The following is a 20,489-nucleotide window of genomic DNA, read 5'->3' as shown; positions in this document are numbered from 1 at the left end:
TTATGTTTTTTGAAGTTGTTTAAACGCAATGATTGGAAGTATAACAATACTTACCCATCCGATGATAGGATATAGAATGTGAAGTAAGTCACTGTAACCGATGTAACTAAAGCAATAACTAATTAGTAAAATGAAGAAAATAATATTGTGATTCTTCCACCCAGTAATAGATTGCATCTGTTTTGTCATTCCGAACACATTACCAACTAAAGTTGTGAAAACTTCACCGAAAATAATGAGGACGAAGAAGAAGTGAAAAGTTGCATTAAATCTTCTTATGACTTCAGCCATTGGGATGTTATATTGATAAAATTGATCGACTGATAAGATTGCTAAATGGCTGCATAATAAAATTAAAGAAAGTCCAGCACCACCTAAAATCCCACCCCAAAAAATGGCTTTTCGATCCTTTACTTCACTGGCTAATGGGACGAGAACACTTTGGGCGAGAGAAAGGTTTAAGGCGACATATGTAATAGGGCTAGTAATCCATTTCATATTCCAGCTCTCTGCAGGAATAGTGTTATTAATAGGAGGTGTACCGTGAAAAAAGGTTGTAATAGCAAGTCCTATAATAAAAATCATCATAATAGGTACGACAAGTGTATTTACTTCAAAAACACCTTGTAACCCGCGGCTACTTATAATGAGACAAGCGATAACTGTAATGAGAATACCGAGTTGTCTTGGTAAGCGAAGTTGCTCTTCAAATACTGCACCAGCCCCTGATAACATAACGCTCGTTACGCCGAATAAAACGAGTAATAATAATGTGTTTACAACATTCCCAAATACATCCCCAAATAAATATTTGTTAAATTCTTGCGCTGAAAATGCCCCGATTTGTGATGAAAGTAACATCATCTTTGTGCCAAGCCAAATAAAAAAAAATCCACTTACACATATGCCAATTGTCCCGTATAATCCATTCACTGTGAAAAATTCAACAATTTCTCGTCCAGTAGCAAATCCAGCTCCAACGACAGTTCCGATATAAGTAGCAGCTACTTTCTTTGCTACTTGCCATTGTTGATTGTCCATGTTATCCCTCTTTCTACTATGATGAGCTTGATGTACTATTATGCATATGTATGAGCTTGGACAATTAGACGTATGAAGTGTTTGAAAAAATACATGAATTAAATGATATTAGGGAAGCATTAAAGGTGTTAAAACTTTGTTACATATAAGCCAATTGTTCGAAAGGAAAGGAAATGTATGGTAAAATGTAATTAAGTTATTAAAAGATAAACATTACAAAATGATAAGAGGAGTGATTGTATGAGTACGAAAACAAATGTTGTTAAAGTATTAAACAAGCAGGTAGCAAACTGGAATGTGTTATATGTTAAACTACATAATTATCACTGGTATGTGACAGGGCCACACTTCTTTACATTACATGAGAAATTTGAAGAGTTTTATAATGAGGCTGGAACGTATATTGATGAGTTAGCAGAACGTATTTTAGCTTTAGAAGGTAAACCATTAGCGACAATGAAAGAATATCTCGCAACATCTAGTGTCAGCGAAGGGACAAGCAAAGAATCTGCAGAAGAAATGGTGCAAACATTAGTGAATGATTATTCTGCACTTATTCAAGAATTAAAAGAAGGTATGGAAGTTGCGGGTGAAGCTGGCGATGAAACATCAGCTGACATGCTGTTAGCAATTCATACAACATTAGAACAGCATGTATGGATGCTAAGTGCATTCTTAAAATAACGATAAATATATAGAAACCCATTGAAAAATTATTTCAATGGTTTTTTTTATGATTTTTCAGTTTTCTTTTATGCTATAATATAGTAAAAAGGAGGCGATGCGATGTTTCGCTTTTTCAGAACTGGAAAAGAAGAGCGGGAAATTACGAAAGATGAATTAGAACAAGCGATGGCTCAGTTTTTAGAAACGAATGCTAATATCGTTTATACAGTATTAGTAAATGATGATTATACAGTAAATTATGATTTGTTAAAACCATATTTACCTGCATTTCCAACAAATGTTTTTCTCATAACGAAGGAAACGCTTGAGGTATTTGAACATACAGCAGAAAATTTAAACCTAGTGAAAGAAATTGATGTCGTACAAAAAGCAGTAGATCAATACGTAACAGAAAAAGAAATGTTCCCAATTGTTGAAGGTAGCGAAGATCGCCTCATATGTGGAATGAAATTAGGACCTTACTTAAATCGTAGCTTAAAAAGAGACTTATATATTTCAGAAAAACATTATTTAGTTTCAAGTAAACCAGATAGAAAAAAACAAAAGAGTGGGTAGACGTAATGAAAACAACAATACATATATTGTTGTCTTTTTTTGTTTGTTAAAATATTGATTTTTCAGTCTATTCTTATTTATACTAAATGTATTGGACAGGGAAGAGCAACTATTAAGCATCATTCTGAGAATAAGGTATTGTTAGCGTGGGTTATACAAAGTGGTATAAAGATTCGCAAAATAAATATTATAAAAAGTTGCGGGGGAATTGGTACATGAAAAATAGTATGACTTACATTCAATTATTAAATGAAACGTTACGTTGTTATGCAAATAAAGGAAGTTTTGAAGCGTACAATTATATAATGGAAAACGCTACAGGTGTAATAGGGAATGAGGCGCAAATATATAATTTTAAGTATGCACTCGCAAGTGCATCGGGACTTGAAAAAGAAGCATTACATTTAATGAGAGAGGCCATTATAGAAAAGGGATTCTGGTATGGAAATGAGTATTTAATTTCCGACGAAGATTTAAAATCACTACATAAATTTGAAGAATTTCATACAATGGTGCAATTATGTAAAGAAAGAGAAGAATTAGCACATAAAAAGGAAAGACCAGATGTGAAATATATATACAGCAAGAAAGAAGGAAATCTACTACTTACATTGCATGGTAACCAAGAAAATATGCAAATAGTAGAACCATATTGGAAATCTGTTTTGATACAAGATTATACGTTAGCTTTACCACAGTCTTCACAAATTGAGTTTTCAGATGGATTTGTTTGGGAGGATATAGAGAGAGGGAAAGAGGAATTAAAAGAGCATTACAATAAGTTTATAGAAAATCATATAGTAGAAAGTGTAATCATTGGTGGTTTTTCTGCAGGGGCGAGAGTAGCTTTATATACGATTTTACAACAAGATATAAATGTAGATGGTTTTGTTTTTATTGCACCATGGCTTCCCGAGATTGAAGAATGGGATGAGTTGCTAAGAGTGCTGAAGGATAAACATATAAAAGGATATATAGTATGCGGGGATCAAGATGAAGATTGTTTCGAATCCACGCAGCAATTTGTACAACTATTAAGAGAGAAAAATATAGAACATAAGTATAAAGTTGTGCCTGACTTAGATCATGATTATCCTATTAACTTTGAAGAGCTATTAAAAGAAGCTATTGAATATATAGGAAATGAAAACAATAAGTAGTAAGAAAAAGAGATGCATCACATGTGATGCATCTCTTTTTAGAATTATAAATTAAAAGCATTTGCTAGTAAGCGATAAGAATTTAATTTATGTTCAAATTGATGAGTAATCGTGACAATCATAAATTCGTCAGTATTGTATGCTTTGCTTAAGTTTATTATTTTTTCTTTTACAGAAGACGGATCACCAACAATCATACGTTGACGATTTTCTTTTATACGGAATAAATCATAAGCGCTGTATGAATAATTTTGAGCAGTTTCAATAGAAGGTGTACCAGTAGTTCGTTTTCCTTGCTCTAATAATAAGATTGATAAATCTAAACTAGAAGCAATTTTTTCCGCTTCTTCATTTGTTTCTCCGCATATAACAAAGATGGCAACGATTGAATTAGGCTTATCTCCTAAAAATGAAGGCTCATATTGTTCTTGGTAAGCCCTCATAACTTCAGGGCCTCCGAAGCCGTTAATAAATTGTGCAAATGCGAAAGAAGCTCCGTTGTTTGCAGCAATTTTAGCGCTCTCTCCGCTAGAACCGAGCATCCACATTTCAGGAGACGTTGGGATAACTGGAGTGGCTTTTAAGTTTGCATAGTGATGGTTTTCTGGTACTTGATCATGTAAGTACATTGCAACGTCTGCAATTTGTTCTGGGTATTGATCAAGTGAGACCATTTTCCCTTCTTGAAGTGCGCGAGTTGCTATTGGCATACCACCAGGAGCTCTACCAACACCGAGATCGATGCGGTTCGGATACAGTGCTTCTAGAACACGGAAATTCTCAGCAACTTTATATGGGCTATAATGCGGTAACATAACACCACCTGAACCGACTCTAATACGTTCCGTTTTTGCGGCAATATGAGAAATAAGTATTTCTGGACTTGAACCAGCTAAGCATACGGAATTATGATGTTCGGATACCCAAAAACATGTGAATCCGAGTTTTTCAACTTCTTGTGCAAGCGTAACTGTATGTGAAAAAGCTTGGGTTGCTGTGCTACCATCTGAAATAGGTGATTGGTCTAATACACTTAACTTGATCATAGAATATACCTCTCAATCTTAATGTACATCCTATTATATATTTACTTATGAAAAATGCGTAGTGAAATGCTCAAAATGAAAAGCGGATAATCTTATTTCCGCTTTTAACGAGAAAATCCGCGTTCGTAATGATTCATTTCGACTAGATTTAAAATATATTCATAGTTGTCAATTTCACGTTTTAGTTGTTCACGTTCTTTTTCAGATAGCTTCATATTGCTAAGTTTTTTACATAAGCTTTGTTTCTTTAATTCTAAATGTTTTTTTGTAGCATCGTAGTCATAAGTATGTTTCATTTTTAACCACTCCTTCTTTGCAATTGCTATATTATACGAAGTATAAAGAAAAGTGAGATCTGTCTCTTATGTACTTTTAGTGAATATTCAAATTGCAATGGTGTTATGTTTATGGGGATTTATGAATAAAATGCACTAAACCACTAACGTCCATTTGATGAAGTAAGGGGTGGAATTGTGCAGAAAGATATAATGTATAACACTGAAATGGATGAAGCATTAAAAGTTATAGATAAAGGATTGAAGAAGACGATAAGCCCAAAACAGATTATTGTAGTGGGAGCTGGTATGGCTGGGTTAGTTTCAGCATCTTTATTAAAGGCTGCAGGACATGATGTGAAAATTTTTGAAGCAAATAACCGGGTAGGTGGCCGTATAGAAACAGTGAGAATGGAAGATACCGGATTATATTTAGATGTTGGAGCAATGAGGATTCCGTATTCGCATACATTAACGATGGCATATATAAGAAAATTTGGGCTACAGGTGAGACCTTTTATTAATAGGAATGAGACGGATATTATATACGTAAATGGACGGAAAACGACGTTAAAACAATATGAAAAAGATCCAAGTATTCTAAGATATCCTGTGGAAATGAATGAAGTTGGAAAAACGTCAGAGGAATTATTAATGTTAGCGGTACAGCCCATTATAAATTTTATAAAAAAGAACCCAGAAAAAAATTGGGATATTGTTGTAAAGGATTTTGGAAGATACTCTACTGGACAATTTTTAAAGTATCATCCTTATCAGTATAATACTTACTTTTCGCCAGTAACAATTGAGATGATTGGTGTTCTATTAGATTTAGAAGGTTTTTTGGAACGATCGAATGGTGTGACAGCTTTCTATCGGAACGAGGAAACTTTTGAATATAGTAGTATTACAGGAGATTTAGTTATTGTTACCATTCCGTTTTCGACAATGCGTTTTGTAGAAGTAGATCCGTTTGATTCTATATCTCATGAAAAATGGAAAGCAATTCGTGAATTACATTATATGCCTGCAACGAAAATAGGAATTCAATTTAAAAGCCGATTTTGGGAAGAACAAGGACAATTAGGTGGCAGAATTATAACAGATTTGCCAATTCGTTATGCCTATTATCCAAGTTATGGAATTGGGGAGAAAGGACCGGCTATGATGTTAGGTAGCTATACATGGTCTTATGACGCGTTGTTATGGGATGGTTTATCAAAAGGGGATCGTATTTATTACGCATTACACAACTTAGCAACAATATTAGGTGGTCAAGTGTATGATGAGTTCATATCTGGAATTTCAAAAAGCTGGACATTGGATCCGTATGCGCTTGGAGGATTTGCACTTTTTCAAGCAGGTCAAGAATCTGAGCTGCAACCAGCGATTGTCAAACCAGAGGGGAGAATATTCTTCGCTGGAGATCATACAACGCTATATCACGGATGGATTCAAGGTGCGATTGAATCTGGAATTCGTGTAGCGGTGGAAGTGAATGAGTAAAAGGTTTTTAATTCAGAAAATTCTTTACTATATAACTTGAGATGGATATTATTATATATAAAAGAAATATAGGGAGTGTTTACAGTGAATCCGTTATTATTCGATTTTCCTTCTGAATTTTATACTGACAGGCTTTTTATTCGAATGCCGAAACCAGGAGATGGTAAAGTTGTATATGATGCAATTCAGGCTTCAATACAAGAACTAAAACCTTGGATGATGTTTGCACAAAAAGAGCAAACAGAGCAAGAAGTAGAAGAAAGTATTAGAAAATCACATATTCAATTTTTGCAACGTGAGGATTTAAGATTACTAGTATTTTCGAAAGAAACAGGTGAATTTATTGCTTCAGCCGGATTACATCGTATTAATTGGGATATACCTCAATTTGAAATCGGATATTGGATTGATACAAGGTTTAGCGGAAAAGGCTATATGGTAGAGGCTGCGAAAGGTATAACGGATTACGCTTTTTCTGAATTAAAAGCAAACCGTGTAGAAATTCGTTGTGATTCTTTAAATAAGAAGAGTAGAGCGATACCTGAGAAATTAGGGTTTAAGTTAGAAGGTACGTTAGAAAGTGCGAGTGTTGCGGTAGATGGAAACGGATTAAGGGATATGTGTGTATTTGCCATGACTAGAAATACATATGAAAAAGAAGAGCTGTAAAAAAACAGCTCTTCTTTTTATGCATTATGGTACAGGATGTCCATTAGAGCTTTCGAAAATTGTAAACCATTGTTGACGGTCTAAGTTAACTTTTGTAGCAAGAGCGGCAGTTTTTACGCGATCTAATTTACCAGAGCCAACGATTGGCATCATATTAGCTGGATGAGCAAGTAACCAAGCATACATAACCGTATCGATACTAGAAACACCTAGCTCAGTAGCAACTTTTTGCACAGTTTCACGTACACGTACGGCGCGTTCTGATTGACCAGTAAAAATCTCCCCACCAGCAAGAGGTGACCAAATCATTGGATTGATTCGTTTTTCTTGGCATAAATCAATTGTCCCTTTTTCAAAATGCTCAAGCTGTAATGCAGAAACTTCAATCTGGTTCGTAATAAGTGGGAAATCTAAGTACGAACTTAACATATTAAATTGTGAAGGTAAGAAGTTAGATACACCGAAGTGACGAACTTTCCCTTCTTGTTTTAATTGTGAAAATGCTTTTGCCACTTCATTTGGATCCATAAAAGGATCGGGACGATGAATAAGTAATACGTCAATATAATCTGTATGTAAATTTTTAAGTGATGCTTCTACACTTTGCATAATATGCTCTGTACTAGTATTGTAGTGAGCAACATATCGCTCTGGAAATTTCGGTGATGGGGGAGCGATTCCACACTTTGTAATAATTTGCATGTTTTCTCGTAAGGAAGGCTTTAATTGTAAAGCTTCGCCAAATAACCCTTCACACGTATATGCGCCGTAAATATCAGCGTGATCAAAAGTAGTAATTCCCATATCCATACAATCTTCAATGAAAGAAAGTAATTCTTGTTTCGTCATATTCCATTCTGCTAAACGCCAAAATCCTTGAATAATACGAGAAAATTCTAGCGTCTCAGCCATTTGAACTTGCTCCATTATAAGTACCTCCTAGAAGAATAATAATGTTTTGAAAAGGCTTTCTTACTACATGTTATTATATAGTTAATTAGGTGTACAGACAATAAATATGTTTTGCTACAAAAACGATTTTCTCTATATGCTATAATATAGAAACATATAGCTATAAGGAGATGTACGAAATGATTCCAGTAACAATATTAACTGGTTTTCTTGGATCGGGGAAAACGACATTATTAAATCGTATTTTATCAGAAAATCACGGTAAGAAATTAGCGGTGATTGTAAATGAAATAGGGCAAATTGGCATTGATAATCAGTTGATTATGAATGTGGAAGAAGAAATTATGGAAATGACAAATGGCTGTTTATGCTGTACTGTACGTGAAGACTTACTTGTTGCTTTAAAACAGTTATTGGACGTAAAAGCAGAAGGGAAAATGGATTTTGATGGTTTAGTAATTGAAACGACTGGCCTTGCAAATCCAGGGCCGATTATTCAAACATTCTTTTTAGATCCAGTCATCCAATCTGCTTACCAAATTAACGGTGTTGTAACGGTGGTAGATAGTTATCATATACATAAACATTTTGAAAAAGGATTAGAAGCAAAAGAGCAAATTGCGTTTGCTGATGTCGTTTTAGTAAATAAATTAGATTTAATTGAAGAGAATGAGAAAGAAAATCTCTTGCATGAAATTCAAGGGATTAACCCGACTGCAAAGTTAATTGAGGCGACTAACTGTGAGGTAGATATACCATCTTTATTACAAATCCAAACATTTAAAACGAAAGATACGTTGCAAATTTACCCTCATAAAGAACATAACCACTTAGAAGGTGTGAAATCATTTGTATTACGTGAAGAACGTCCGCTGGATTTACAAAAGCTTAATGAGTGGATGTCAGCTGTCGTTCAAGAGCTAGGGGAATATTTATATCGTTACAAAGGAATTTTATCGATAGATGGAGTAGATAAACGTATCGTTTTCCAAGGTGTACATACGTTATTTGCTGCTTCGTACGATAGAGAGTGGCAAGAGGGAGAAGAGCGAGTAAGTGAAGTAGTTTTTATCGGAAGAGATATTAATAAAGAGTGGTTCCAAGAACATTTCGAGGAGTGTGTGAAATAAGTCTGCGTAAATTGCAGGCTTATTTTTTATGAGCATTCTATTAGATTGTAAAACAGAATTAAATAAGGGAGAGAAACTAAAAATTGATAAATGTATAATAAAAAGCCTGTTTTCACAGGCTTGTATTTTCGTCTATTAGTAACTCCATTACAACACCTACAACTGGACCTTCATCATCAATATCCCCATTTAAGCGGAAACCAAATGATTCATACAGTCCCATTGCAAGTTTGTTGTCTGGATGTAAACTTAAGTAAATTATTTTGCATTCAAATTTTTCTTGTAAGAATTGAATGAGTAAGCGAAGGAAACGTTTTGCGTATCCTTTTCCTTGATATTGTTGGTCAATCATAAAGCGATCGAGCCATACACTTTTATGTTTTACTGAATACCATCCATACATTGCGTATCCTACAAGTGTTTCTCCATCATATAAACCTACTGACGTTCCGTTTCCTTCATATAATGATTCTGCTAAAGAAAACGCGTTACTTTCAATAAATTGTTGCTGATCTTTTGCGACGTCTAAAGCAACTACTGAACGCCAATTTTTTGCTGTTACTTCACAAATGTGAAGATTCATAATCCCAACTCACCTTCTAAATTAATATAGCTTTAAAGCTAATATGGATAATTTTACTTGTTATTTTGGTCAAGTCAAGGATAAATACATAAAAAGGCAGCTGAATAACAAATTCAGCTGCCTAGAAAATATAATGGATTAGTTTGTTGCTTCTTTCAATGTGTTTATGTTTTCTTCCATTAAAGTAAAGTAATCTTTATTATTTTTTGCATCATCTTCAGAAATAGTAGCTAAGTGATTTAAGCGTAAAACTTTTGTACCAGTTTCTTTTTGAATTACGGATGCTACTTTTGGAGTAGAGAATGTTTCGAATAAAATATATTTTAGATTATGTTCTTTTACTGTTTTTGTAATGTCAGCAAGCTGCTTTTGAGATGGTTCATCAGAAGCTGAAATTCCAGCGATAGGAATTTGTTTTAGGCCGTATCGTTGTTCCCAGTAACCATAGGCAGCATGAGAAACTAAAATTTCTTTCGTTTTTGCGTTCGCTACAGCTGCCTTAAATCCATCGCCTAAATCAGTAAATTTAGTTTGAAGTGCTGCAAAGTTTTTTTCGAATTCTTGTTTATGTTCAGGTTGTAATTCTACAAGTGCATTTTTAATTTTTTCTGCCTGTTTCATTGCTAGAGTAGGATCTAACCAAACATGCGGGTCTTTATCGTGATGATGTTCATCTTCTTTATGGCCATCTCCATGATCATGATGCTCTTCTTCAGTAGAAGCACGAAGCTCAATACCTTTAGATGCATTTACAATTTTAACATTTTCTTTTTGTAATGTTTTTTCCATTTTTTCAGCAAATGGTTCTAATTCAGCGCCGTTATAAACAAATAAATCGGCTTTTGCAACTTGTACTGTTTGTTTTTGACTTGGTTCAAATGTATGTGAATCTGCACCAGGTGGGTAAATCGCTTCAACATTTACATAGTCGCCACCGATTTTCTTTGCGAAATCAGCAATTGGGAAAATCGTTGTATAAACTGTTAGCTTTCCATCTTTCTTGGCATTACTTTCTTTTTTATTTGAGCAGCCAGCGAAAATTAAGGTAAAAATAAGTAAGAATGAAAATATAGTCAATCTTTTAGGCATGAAGTTCTCCTCTTTTCTTTTTTACGGATATATTTTCCCCAATTATAGAAGAAAAATATCATTTTAATACAAAACGGAATAATTACGTTTTAGTTTGCGAACTTAGTATAATACATCTTTAATAAAGTTGCAATAAATAATAATCATTCCGATTTGTTTTTGTTATAAAGTTGTCAAATATAGGTGTATTATTTTTGCAAATGCATGCATATGTGACAACGCTGTTTTCATATATTGAAAAGGAGGTAAAGAGGGGGATGAGCGCTTGGGTTACTTAATGGAAGGTATTTTATTAATATTAGCGGTAGTATTGCCATTATCTTTCGTATTAATTTTTTTAAGAAGATTAATAAGTAATTTAGGGGACGCTACAACAATAACGAAATTACAAGAGAGAGATGAGAAGAAAGAGTGAGTAAAGCACTATGCGTACGCATAGTGTTTTACTTGTGGTAAAATAAGAGCAGGAAACTCCTAAAGGTTGTATTTTACTAAAGGAGAGAAAAGTAAAATAAGAGGTATATGCATATATGAATAAGCGAACAGCGTTAATACTTGGTGCAAGTGGTTTAGTTGGACAAGAGATAACGCGTCTATTACTTGGATCAGATTACTACGATTCGGTTACTATTTTTGTAAGAGAGCCAATGCAATTGCAACATGAGAAGTTACAGCAGAAACAAGTTGATTTTTCGGTATTAGAGGAATATAAAGAGTTCTTTGCTGTGGATGATGTTTTTAGTTGCTTAGGAACAACAATAAAAAAAGCAAAAACAAAAGCAAATTTTAAAAAAGTAGATTATGAATATACGTTACGAGCTGCGTGTTTAGCTGAAAAACAAGGGGTACAAAATTTCCTTGTCGTGTCTTCTATGGGAGCGAATCCTAAATCATTCTTCTTTTATTCACAAGTGAAAGGAAAAATGGAAGAAGAATTGCAAAAGTTAGTGATTGGTGGTATTCACATTTTTAGACCATCATTATTAGTAGGAAATCGACAAGAATTTCGTTTCGGCGAACGAATGGCTGAAAAGTTATCTCGTATTATTCCGTTTATCTTTAAAGGAGCTTTCAAAAAATATAAACCAATTTCAGCTAAAGATGTGGCGAAAGGGATGTATATAACCGCGCTGCGAGAAGAATCGGGTATCCATACTTATAATTCAAATGAAATTACAACGATAGAATAAATAAAACCGAGAAGAATGACTTCTCGGTTTTATTTATTCGTATGAATTTTTCCTGGTGCTCGCTTATATTGGTGAGGTTCTTGCAATTCAAAGCCAAGTTCATTGGCCGCTATTCTCGGAAAATACGGATTGCGAAGTAATTCACGTCCGATGAAAATTAAATCTGCTTCGTTATTATTTAAAATTTGCTCTGCTTGTACTCCGGTCGTAATCAATCCAACTGCACCAGTTGCAATGTTAGCATGCTCTTTAATATGTTTGGCATATTGTACTTGATAACCGGGATACACATCAATATGTGCTGGTACAACTGCGCCAGAACTACAATCGATTAAATCTATTCCCTGTTCTTTCATCCACTTTGTATACTGAACGTAATCTTGAACCGTTAGCCCGTCAGGATGATAATCATTTGCTGAAATACGAACGAATATTGGTCCGTCCCAAACTTCATTTATCGAGTCAATGATTTCGCGTAAGAAACGATAGCGGTTTTCAGGTGAACCACCATATTCATCAGTCCGCTTATTGGAAAGCGGAGAAAGAAATTCATTAATAAGATAACCGTGAGCACCGTGTATTTCAATAACATCAAATCCAGCTTGTTTTGATCGTACTGCAGCTTGCTGAAAAGCTAATACAGTATCTTTAATTTGGTGTTTGCTCATTTCTATTGGCATTTTCATTGTTTCATTAAATGGAATGGCTGAAGGAGCTAACGCATCTGTTTCTAGTTCTGCTTTTCTTCCGGCGTGAGCGAGTTGAATGGCAGCTTTTGCACCATTATCATGTATAAAAGTAGTCGTTTTATGTAAGCCTTCAATTAAACTGTTATCCCAAATGCCTAAGTCTTTATTTGAAATTCGACCTTCAGGTAACACGGCTGTTGCTTCAATCATAACTAAACCAACTTGACCGGCAGCTCTTGTTCCATAATGAATGAGATGGAAATTCGTTACTTGGCCATCCCCGTTTTCCGATGAATACATGCACATAGGTGACATAACAATCCGGTTTTTTAATGTAACGTCCTTAATTGTATAAGGTGAAAAAAGTTCGGAATTCATCCAATAGCCTCCTAGATTGAATTTTCTTACATTGTATCATTCTCTTTTTTGTTTCTCTAATAAAACGCTTATACGAAAAATTTTGTATATTCGTGTTACAATGACTAATATGAACTGAATTGGAGGATGGCATATGTACCAGGCTTATTATGAAAGCGAAGTAGGTTTGCTTGAAATTACAGCGAATCAAGAAGGAATTACGTCTGTTATATTTGTTGATGAACGACAAGAAGAAAATAAAAATGAAATGATAGAACAATGTATAAATGAGTTAGATGAATATTTTAAAGGGAAAAGAAAAGAGTTTACGGTCCCGCTGTCTGCGGAGGGAACAGCATTTCAAAAAAATGTATGGGATGCACTTTATACTATTCCGTACGGCGTAAGTGCTTCATATTTAGATATTGCAGAGAAAGTTGGAAATACAAAAGCTGTACGGGCAATAGGAGGGGCAAATAGTCGGAATCCAATTTCAATAATTGTTCCATGTCACCGTGTAATAGGGAAGAGTGGAAAGCTTGTTGGATATGCTGGTGGTTTATGGAGGAAAGAGTGGTTATTAAAACACGAAGGTATTTTGAAATGACGTATAGATGGGAAGAGGGATTGTTTTGAAATGTATAAATTGTGGGCAACCTTGCGAGGAGGAACAGTTAAATTGTGCAAGTTGTCAGCGAAACTTGGATAATGAACAAGATGAAGGTAGCTCGTTAATAGATAAAGAACTAGAAGTATATGTAGGGAGACAATATCCGTATTACAAAAGGAAATGGGAGCTTGAGAATAAGCGGATTGCTAGGTGGAGCTGGAATGGTTGGGCTGCTATTTTCAATATAGGCTGGCTAGGATATCGTAAGTATTATGTACCAGCTGCTTTATTTATGTTGTTATTAGTAGCGTGTGATGCATTTTCGTATTATATGGGATTTAATGTAGCGTTGCCAATCATTAATATGGTGCCTCTTACGTTTTTATTACTCATTTTTATTCTGTTTGGAATGGGGATTTTTGCAAATGGATTATACTATCAATTTGCGGAAAGACGTATATACCGAATAAAAGCAAGAGAAATAAAAGATAAATCAGTTGAAAACTATCTAATCAATGATAGCGGCGGAACGAGCAAAATGGGAGCGACAATTGTTACTATTTTAGCAGTTGCTAGCATATTTTTTAGTCATTTCTTTTTTCCGACTGATCGAGACGTTATTCAAAAGGTTCGTACAAGCTCGCTTTATGAATATCCTTTCTTTTCAATAGGTGAATCTTTCGAAAATTATTTTCAAAATTCAGGTTGGATATATTATCGTGGAACGGAAGGGTTAGAATTAGTAGAATTCCAAGGATATAACACCGGAACCCCAAGACAAAAGGTGAAGATTCAATTTGTTGTCGATTATAAATTAGGTGAAGTGGAACCATACTCACTTATGGTTAATGGTGAATCTAAAACTGAAGAAGAGTTTTTGAAGCTGATGGAAGAAATATTTAAAGTTCAAAATCCATTTGATATAGAGGATGGATTACAAGTAAATGTTATTCAAGAAAGCGGCTGGAAAGAAATTTCCGATCGCTTTTTTCTATGTTTGTTAAAATAAATATTTAAAATAATCAGAATCTTTTGTATAATAAAATATATTATATAGGATTTAACTTATACATATAGATTGGGGGAAGGAAGAATGAAGAGAAAGACAACAACAATTGCTGCACTTGCGTTAACGACGAGTGTATTGGTTGCAGGGTGTGGGAATGGTGAGAAGGCTTCGACAACGAAGAAAGAATCGAATAAGGGAATAGCAGATAAACAAGTTTTAAATTTGCTAGAAACAGCTGAAATTCCTTCAATGGATACGTCTAAATCAACGGATTCTGTATCTTTCCGTGTATTTGTAAATGCAATGGAAGGTTTATATCGTCTAGATAAAGATAATAAACCAACACCAGGTATGGCAAAAGATGTGAAGATTAGTGAAGATAAAAAGACATATACATTTGAATTACGTGATGCGAAATGGTCAAATGGTGATCCAGTTCGAGCACAAGATTTTGTATATGCATGGCAACGTACATTAGACAAAGCAATAGCGGCAGAATATGCATTCATTTTATTTGATGTGAAAAATGCACAGAAAGTAAATAAAGGTGAATTACCAGCAGATCAATTGGGTGTTAAAGCGAAGGATGATAAAACGTTGGTAGTAGAATTAGAGCAACCAGCACCTTATTTTCTTGAGCTTACGTCGTTCCCTACATTTTTCCCATTAAATGAAAAATATGTGAAAGAGCAAGGAGATAAATACGGATTAGAAGCAGATAAATTAGTATATAATGGACCATTTACAATGAGTCAATGGAAACATGAACAAAATTATCAGTTAAAGAAAAATCCTAATTATTGGGATAAAGATACTGTAAAGTTAGACGAAATTAATGTAAGTATTGTGAAGGAAACAAGCACGGGAGTAAATTTATATGATAGTGATCAAGCAGATCGAGTTATTTTAACTTCTGAATTTGTTGATAAATATAAAAAGAATAAGCCAGATGAATTTAAAACGAAGTTAGATCCACGCATATATTTCTTACGTTTTAACCAAAAAAATGCAACATTTAAAAACCAAAAAGTACGTGAAGCGATTGATTTAGCATACGATAAAAAAGGAATTGCTGATGTCATTTTAAATGACGGTTCATTGCCAGCATATTTCTTAGTACCTGAAAAATTCACGACAGGTCCGGATGGAAAAGATTTCCGCTCTGTAAATAAAAACTTCCGTGATAGTAAAGATAACGCAGAGAAAGCAAAAAAATTATGGGAAGAAGCGAAGAAAGAGCTTGGTCAAGATACAATTACGGTTGAATTACTAAACGATGATAACGGTAGCCGTAAAAAAGTAGGCGACTTTATTAAGGAAGAACTAGAGAAAAACTTGCCTGGTATTAAAGTGAATTTGAAACAGCAACCATACAAGCAGAAGCTAGATTTAGAAAAGAAATTCCAATATGAATTCTCATTATCTGCATGGAGCCCTGATTATCCGGATCCAATGACTTATATTGATATGTTTGTTACTGGAAGCTCATTTAATGAAATGGATTATTCTAATCCGAAGTATGATGATTTAGTAGCGAAATCAAAAGGAGAGCTATTAAAAGATGATAAAGCACGCTGGAATGCACTTGCGGAAGCTGAAAAAATCTTAATTGGTCAAGACGCAGCAATTTCTCCTACGTACCAACAAAGTACAGCTTATTTAGAGAAGCCATTTGTAAAAGGCATTGCTAACCATACGTTTGGCGGGGACTTCAGTTATAAATGGGCATATATTACAAAAAAATAGTATAATAAAAGATGAGTGAATTTTCGCTCATCTTTTATTTGTATAAGGAGGAATTATAGTTGTTAAGGGGAATCAATCACATTTGTTTTTCGGTATCTAATTTAGAAAACTCTATTATGTTTTATGAAAAAGTATTAGAAGGAGAACTACTAGTTAAAGGAAGAAAATTAGCTTATTTTAACATATGTGGAGTATGGATAGCGCTTAATGAAGAAACGCATATTCCGAGAAATGAGATTCATAAATCTTATACGCACATTGCATTTTCTGTTGAACAAGAAGACTTTAAATGTCTAATACAGCGATTAGAAGAAAATGATGTTCATATTTTACAAGGAAGAGAACGTGATGTAAGAGATTGCGAATCTATATACTTTGTTGATCCTGACGGTCATAAATTTGAGTTTCACTCAGGGACACTGCAAGACCGTTTAAATTATTATAGAGATGAGAAACCTCATATGACATTTTATTAGGGAGGGATAGCATTTGCATGCACTTGTAATTGGTGGAACAGGAATGCTAAAGAAAGTTTCTATGTGGCTTTGTGAGAAAGGATTTTATGTTTCTATTATCGGGCGAGATGAAGTGAAATTAGAAAATGTTAAGCGAATGAGTTCTGCACCAGAAAATATTACATGCCTTTCGTTAGATTATCATAATGATGAAGATGTAAAGCTAGCTATTAAAAGTACAATTAAGAAAAATGGCCCGATCACATTAGTTGTTGCATGGGTACACACAAGTGCAAAGCATGCACTATCAAATATTTGTAAAGAACTAGATTTGTCGTCTAAAACATATAGTTTATTTCATATTTTAGGTAGTAAAGCATCACGTATGCCTGCACAAAAAATAGGGAGTACGCGATGTATTTATCATAGAATTATTTTAGGTTTTATTTTAGAAGATACATATGGAAGATGGCTTACTCATGAAGAGATAGCTGATGGAGTTATAAAAGGGATTGAAAGTAAACGAGCGGAGTGGATTGTAGGGAGAGTTGAACCGTGGGAATTACGACCAACATGGTGAGGGGGAGTAAGAAATGAAAACAACTATATATGTAACAAGGCATGGTGAAACAGAGTGGAATGTAGCGAAGGGAATGCAGGGACGGAAAAATTCTGCTTTAACTGAAAATGGTATAGTTCAGGCGAAACAATTAGGGAATCGAATGAAAGATTTACCAATCCATGCGATTTATAGTAGTCCGAGCGAAAGAACACTTCATACGGCAGAGTTAATAAAGGGGGAACGTGATATACCTATTATAGCGGATGAGCATTTCTATGAAATCAACATGGGTATATGGGAAGGACAAACAATCGCGGATATAGAAAAGCAATTTCCAGAAGAAGTACATCTGTTTTGGAATGAGCCACATCTTTTTCAGTCAACATCAGGCGAAAATTTTGAGGCCGTTTATGAAAGAGTAATTGAAGGGATGCAGCTTCTTTTAGAGAAGCATAAAGGACAAAACATATTGATTGTTTCTCATGCGGCAGCAGCAAAATTACTTGTAGGGCATTTCGCGGGAATTGAAATAGAAAATGTGTGGGATGATCCATTTATGCATAGTGCCAGTTTGAGCATAATAGAATTTGAAGAGGGTATTGGTAAAGTGAAACAATTTGCAGATATAAGTCACTTTCAATAAATGTAAAAAAGGCCGCAAAACGGCCTTTTTTTGGTGGTATAAAAACTAGCAGTTACGTTTTTTATACCAGAAGTGATCGAATTTCTTATTTTTGCAAGATGGGAATTTATGTCTGCCATCTTTGCAATCGTTCCATTTCTTTCCGTCATCACACGAATCGTCGCAAGAGCCACCGTGTCCATTAGGGAAGAATTCGCATTTTTTACAGTAACATCGTTTAGTCCAGTAAAATTTCTTTTCAAAGCGTACACATTTTGTAACGAATGTACAATGCTTTCTACGAGTACGTTTTGTAACTAAAACGCATTCTTTTCTACGCGTTACTTTCGTAACGAACGTCCATTTTTGCACGCGAACACGAGTACATTTTGTAACAAATGTCCACTTTTTAACGTGAGTACATTTTGTAACGAACGTACAATGTTTCACGCGAGTACATCTTGTTCTTGGGCATTTACAATCTTCGTTACACTCTATTTTTGTAGTGCAATCATCATCGCACTCAAAAGTACTTGGATCTTGGTGTAAGAAATCCTCCATCCCAGCACTTTTGATTTCTTCAACAGCTTTTCTAATATCACGTTTCATAGAAATCCTCCTTATCATGTATTAAAGTGAAAAGGTATTCTTTTTCCTTAACATGATATGTATGTAGGCATCTTTCTGAACAGGACAAGAGTGTAATTTTATATAAATAGATGATTGCGGATGTATGGACAAGACAAGGCGCATACATTGAATGAAGAGAACTGAGAAGGGATGAGAAAACATGCTGCCTTCATATGATTTTTTTGTTCATCCAATGTACTTAGTGGAATTAAAAAAGGACATTTGGTCAGATAGTCCAGTGCCAGCAAAATTAACTTATGGAAAAAAGAAATATGACATTGATATCGTATACCGAGGAGCTCATATTCGCGAATTTGAGAAAAAGTCTTATCATGTTATGTTTTATAAGCCTAAAAAATTTCAAGGTGCGAAAGAGTTTCATTTGAATTCGGAGTTTATGGATCCGTCTCTCATAAGAAATAAATTATCTTTAGATTTTTTTCATGATATTGGTGTACTTTCGCCAAAATCACAACATGTATTTATAAAAATTAATGGTCAAATTCAAGGTGTGTACTTACAGTTAGAATCGGTTGATGAAAATTTTTTGAAAAATAGAGGATTACCGAGTGGTTCTATTTATTATGCGATAGATGATGATGCGAATTTTTCATTAATGAGTGAACGAGATAAAGATGTTAAGACAGAGCTCTTTGCGGGTTATGAATTTAAATATTCGAATAAAAATAGTGAAGAACAACTGAGTGAATTTGTATTTCAAGCGAATACTTTGACGAGGGAAGCCTATGAAAAAGAAATTGGGAAGTTTCTACATGTAGATAAATATTTACGATGGTTAGCAGGAGTTATTTTTACGCAAAACTTTGATGGTTTCGTTCATAACTATGCACTATATCATAACGATGAAACAAATTTATTTGAAGTTATACCGTGGGATTATGATGCGACTTGGGGGCGAGATGTACAAGGGAGACCGCTTAATCATGAATATATTCGTATTCAAGGTTATAATACGTTGAGTGCAAGATTGCTAGACATACCTGTATTTAGAAAGCAGTATCGAAGTATTTTAGAAGAAATATTAGAAGATCAATTTACAGTTTCGTTTATGAGGCCGAAAGTAGAAGGGTTGTGTGAATTGATTCGTCCATATTTACTACAAGATCCATACATGAAAGAAAAATTAGAAACATTTGATCAAGAGGCTGATATGATTTATGAATATATAAATAAAAGAAGAAAGTATATACAAGACCACTTACATGAATTGGATTAATTTTGAAAGAGATTGAGACGTTATCAATCTCTTTTTTTTGTATAATAAAGATGTATCAATAAAAATGAAGTAATATATTTGATAGAGAATGGGGATGCGGATATATGACGATTAAATGGATTGATTGGGTAAAACAAATACAATCTATAGCTCAAGCGGGTTTAACGTATTCTAAGGATGTGTATGATATTGAGCGTTTCCAGCAATTACGAGATATTTCTATTTCAATGATGTCACATTACACGAAAACAGATTGGGAAGTCGTAGAGAAATTATTTGCAAGTGAGACAGGCTATCAAACACCTAAAGTTGATATAAGAGCTGTTGTTTTTCAAAATGAAAAGCTATTATTTGTGAAAGAAAAAAGCGATGGGAAATGGGCATTGCCAGGTGGATGGGCTGATGTCGGTTATACGCCAACCGAAGTTGCAGCAAAAGAGGTTTTCGAAGAGACTGGTTATGAGGTAGATCATTTTAAGTTACTAGCTATATTTGATAAAGAAAAACATCAACCATCTCCATCGGCGACGCATGTATATAAGATTTTCATTGGATGCGAGATTATTGGTGGAGAAAAGAAAACTAGTATTGAAACAGAAGAGGTGGAGTTTTTTGGTGAAAATGAATTGCCTAATTTATCAATTGCTAGAAATACAGAAGACCAAATTAAAGAGATGCTTGCCTACATGAAAGACCCGCAGAAAGAGAAATTAATAGATTAATCCTGCT

The 20,489-nt window shown here is 34.3% G+C and carries 24 protein-coding genes; 16 read left to right on the top strand and 8 right to left on the bottom strand.

Annotated elements, in window-relative coordinates; genetic code table 11:
• The gene (locus MR169_RS07900; protein ID WP_000370203.1) at window positions 1-1,041 is read right to left on the bottom strand and encodes a YkvI family membrane protein; all 1,041 of its coding nucleotides are present in this window, start codon (window positions 1,039-1,041) and stop codon (window positions 1-3) included.
• Window positions 1,042-1,281: 240 nt separating this feature from the next.
• Here MR169_RS07900 and MR169_RS07895 point away from each other — a divergent pair, with 240 nt between their 5' ends.
• From MR169_RS07895 to MR169_RS07885, 3 genes are all read left to right on the top strand, one after another.
• Window positions 1,282-1,725: a Dps family protein gene (locus MR169_RS07895; RefSeq protein WP_242319224.1), complete on the top strand. Its 444-nt coding sequence runs from the start codon at window positions 1,282-1,284 to the stop codon at window positions 1,723-1,725.
• Window positions 1,726-1,827: 102 nt separating this feature from the next.
• Window positions 1,828-2,283: a DUF3939 domain-containing protein gene (locus MR169_RS07890; RefSeq protein WP_000488206.1), complete on the top strand. Its 456-nt coding sequence runs from the start codon at window positions 1,828-1,830 to the stop codon at window positions 2,281-2,283.
• A gap of 215 nt (window positions 2,284-2,498) precedes the next feature.
• A complete protein-coding gene (locus MR169_RS07885; RefSeq protein WP_061663506.1) occupies window positions 2,499-3,443 on the top strand; it encodes an alpha/beta hydrolase in 945 nt (314 codons plus the stop codon).
• A gap of 44 nt (window positions 3,444-3,487) precedes the next feature.
• Here the strand turns inward: MR169_RS07885 and MR169_RS07880 are convergent, their stop codons facing one another.
• Window positions 3,488-4,489, bottom strand: coding sequence for an LLM class flavin-dependent oxidoreductase (locus MR169_RS07880; protein WP_242319223.1), 1,002 nt, complete (start codon window positions 4,487-4,489; stop codon window positions 3,488-3,490).
• A 104-nt stretch (window positions 4,490-4,593) separates the two neighbouring features.
• Window positions 4,594-4,785: a DUF3896 family protein gene (locus tag MR169_RS07875; protein ID WP_000683360.1), complete on the bottom strand. Its 192-nt coding sequence runs from the start codon at window positions 4,783-4,785 to the stop codon at window positions 4,594-4,596.
• Window positions 4,786-4,962: 177 nt separating this feature from the next.
• On the opposite strand from MR169_RS07875, the gene MR169_RS07870 reads away from it, so the two are divergent.
• Window positions 4,963-6,270 carry a flavin monoamine oxidase family protein gene (locus tag MR169_RS07870; RefSeq protein ID WP_242319222.1) on the top strand — a complete coding sequence of 436 codons (1,308 nt, stop codon included), beginning with the start codon at window positions 4,963-4,965 and terminating at the stop codon, window positions 6,268-6,270.
• Window positions 6,271-6,354: 84 nt separating this feature from the next.
• Window positions 6,355-6,939 carry a GNAT family N-acetyltransferase gene (locus MR169_RS07865; RefSeq protein ID WP_001068740.1) on the top strand — a complete coding sequence of 195 codons (585 nt, stop codon included), beginning with the start codon at window positions 6,355-6,357 and terminating at the stop codon, window positions 6,937-6,939.
• Between the two features lie 24 nt (window positions 6,940-6,963).
• Here MR169_RS07865 and MR169_RS07860 read toward each other — a convergent pair whose 3' ends face one another.
• On the bottom strand, window positions 6,964-7,866 hold the full coding sequence (locus MR169_RS07860; protein ID WP_242319221.1) for an aldo/keto reductase: 903 nt from the start codon (window positions 7,864-7,866) through the stop codon (window positions 6,964-6,966).
• A gap of 164 nt (window positions 7,867-8,030) precedes the next feature.
• Here MR169_RS07860 and MR169_RS07855 point away from each other — a divergent pair, with 164 nt between their 5' ends.
• Complete coding sequence (locus MR169_RS07855; RefSeq protein ID WP_000613422.1) at window positions 8,031-8,981, top strand: CobW family GTP-binding protein; 951 nt, start codon at window positions 8,031-8,033, stop codon at window positions 8,979-8,981.
• 112 nt (window positions 8,982-9,093) lie between these two features.
• Here MR169_RS07855 and MR169_RS07850 read toward each other — a convergent pair whose 3' ends face one another.
• Both MR169_RS07850 and MR169_RS07845 read right to left on the bottom strand, forming a co-directional pair.
• Complete coding sequence (locus MR169_RS07850) at window positions 9,094-9,564, bottom strand: GNAT family N-acetyltransferase (protein WP_001048677.1); 471 nt, start codon at window positions 9,562-9,564, stop codon at window positions 9,094-9,096.
• 138 nt (window positions 9,565-9,702) lie between these two features.
• On the bottom strand, window positions 9,703-10,653 hold the full coding sequence (locus MR169_RS07845; protein WP_242319220.1) for a metal ABC transporter substrate-binding protein: 951 nt from the start codon (window positions 10,651-10,653) through the stop codon (window positions 9,703-9,705).
• A 265-nt stretch (window positions 10,654-10,918) separates the two neighbouring features.
• Here MR169_RS07845 and MR169_RS07840 point away from each other — a divergent pair, with 265 nt between their 5' ends.
• A complete protein-coding gene (locus MR169_RS07840; protein ID WP_242319219.1) occupies window positions 10,919-11,068 on the top strand; it encodes a hypothetical protein in 150 nt (49 codons plus the stop codon).
• A gap of 115 nt (window positions 11,069-11,183) precedes the next feature.
• Window positions 11,184-11,843: an oxidoreductase gene (locus MR169_RS07835; RefSeq protein WP_001042740.1), complete on the top strand. Its 660-nt coding sequence runs from the start codon at window positions 11,184-11,186 to the stop codon at window positions 11,841-11,843.
• Between the two features lie 29 nt (window positions 11,844-11,872).
• On the opposite strand, the gene namA is transcribed toward MR169_RS07835, so the two are convergent.
• Window positions 11,873-12,910, bottom strand: a complete 1,038-nt coding sequence (gene namA, locus MR169_RS07830) for an NADPH dehydrogenase NamA (protein ID WP_001083646.1) — start codon at window positions 12,908-12,910, stop codon at window positions 11,873-11,875.
• 133 nt (window positions 12,911-13,043) lie between these two features.
• On the opposite strand from namA, the gene MR169_RS07825 reads away from it, so the two are divergent.
• From MR169_RS07825 to MR169_RS07800, 6 genes are all read left to right on the top strand, one after another.
• Complete coding sequence (locus MR169_RS07825; protein WP_000283913.1) at window positions 13,044-13,496, top strand: methylated-DNA--[protein]-cysteine S-methyltransferase; 453 nt, start codon at window positions 13,044-13,046, stop codon at window positions 13,494-13,496.
• Window positions 13,497-13,503: 7 nt separating this feature from the next.
• On the top strand, window positions 13,504-14,508 hold the full coding sequence (locus MR169_RS07820; protein ID WP_372584793.1) for a DUF2628 domain-containing protein: 1,005 nt from the start codon (window positions 13,504-13,506) through the stop codon (window positions 14,506-14,508).
• A gap of 84 nt (window positions 14,509-14,592) precedes the next feature.
• On the top strand, window positions 14,593-16,254 hold the full coding sequence (locus tag MR169_RS07815; RefSeq protein ID WP_098906752.1) for a peptide ABC transporter substrate-binding protein: 1,662 nt from the start codon (window positions 14,593-14,595) through the stop codon (window positions 16,252-16,254).
• Window positions 16,255-16,313: 59 nt separating this feature from the next.
• Entirely contained in the window at window positions 16,314-16,730 is a 417-nt protein-coding gene (gene fosB / locus MR169_RS07810) for a FosBx1 family fosfomycin resistance bacillithiol transferase (protein ID WP_097862027.1), read from the top strand.
• 13 nt (window positions 16,731-16,743) lie between these two features.
• Window positions 16,744-17,289, top strand: a complete 546-nt coding sequence (locus MR169_RS07805; RefSeq protein WP_000543118.1) for a short-chain dehydrogenase — start codon at window positions 16,744-16,746, stop codon at window positions 17,287-17,289.
• Between the two features lie 13 nt (window positions 17,290-17,302).
• Window positions 17,303-17,914 carry a phosphoserine phosphatase 1 gene (locus MR169_RS07800; RefSeq protein ID WP_242319218.1) on the top strand — a complete coding sequence of 204 codons (612 nt, stop codon included), beginning with the start codon at window positions 17,303-17,305 and terminating at the stop codon, window positions 17,912-17,914.
• A 45-nt stretch (window positions 17,915-17,959) separates the two neighbouring features.
• On the opposite strand, the gene exsB is transcribed toward MR169_RS07800, so the two are convergent.
• Complete coding sequence (exsB, locus tag MR169_RS07795; RefSeq protein WP_000817485.1) at window positions 17,960-18,502, bottom strand: exosporium protein ExsB; 543 nt, start codon at window positions 18,500-18,502, stop codon at window positions 17,960-17,962.
• Between the two features lie 181 nt (window positions 18,503-18,683).
• Between exsB and cotH the strand changes: the two genes are divergently transcribed.
• A complete protein-coding gene (cotH, locus tag MR169_RS07790) occupies window positions 18,684-19,760 on the top strand; it encodes a spore coat protein CotH (protein WP_000937999.1) in 1,077 nt (358 codons plus the stop codon).
• 104 nt (window positions 19,761-19,864) lie between these two features.
• A complete protein-coding gene (locus tag MR169_RS07785; protein ID WP_242319217.1) occupies window positions 19,865-20,482 on the top strand; it encodes an NUDIX hydrolase N-terminal domain-containing protein in 618 nt (205 codons plus the stop codon).
• Window positions 20,483-20,489 lie beyond the last annotated feature (7 nt).

This window comes from Bacillus cereus group sp. BfR-BA-01349, from assembly GCF_022663795.1.
Lineage (GTDB): Bacteria > Bacillota > Bacilli > Bacillales > Bacillaceae_G > Bacillus_A > Bacillus_A cereus.
Note: the sequence above shows the minus strand (reverse complement) of the source record. Positions and strands in the feature narration are given on the sequence as shown.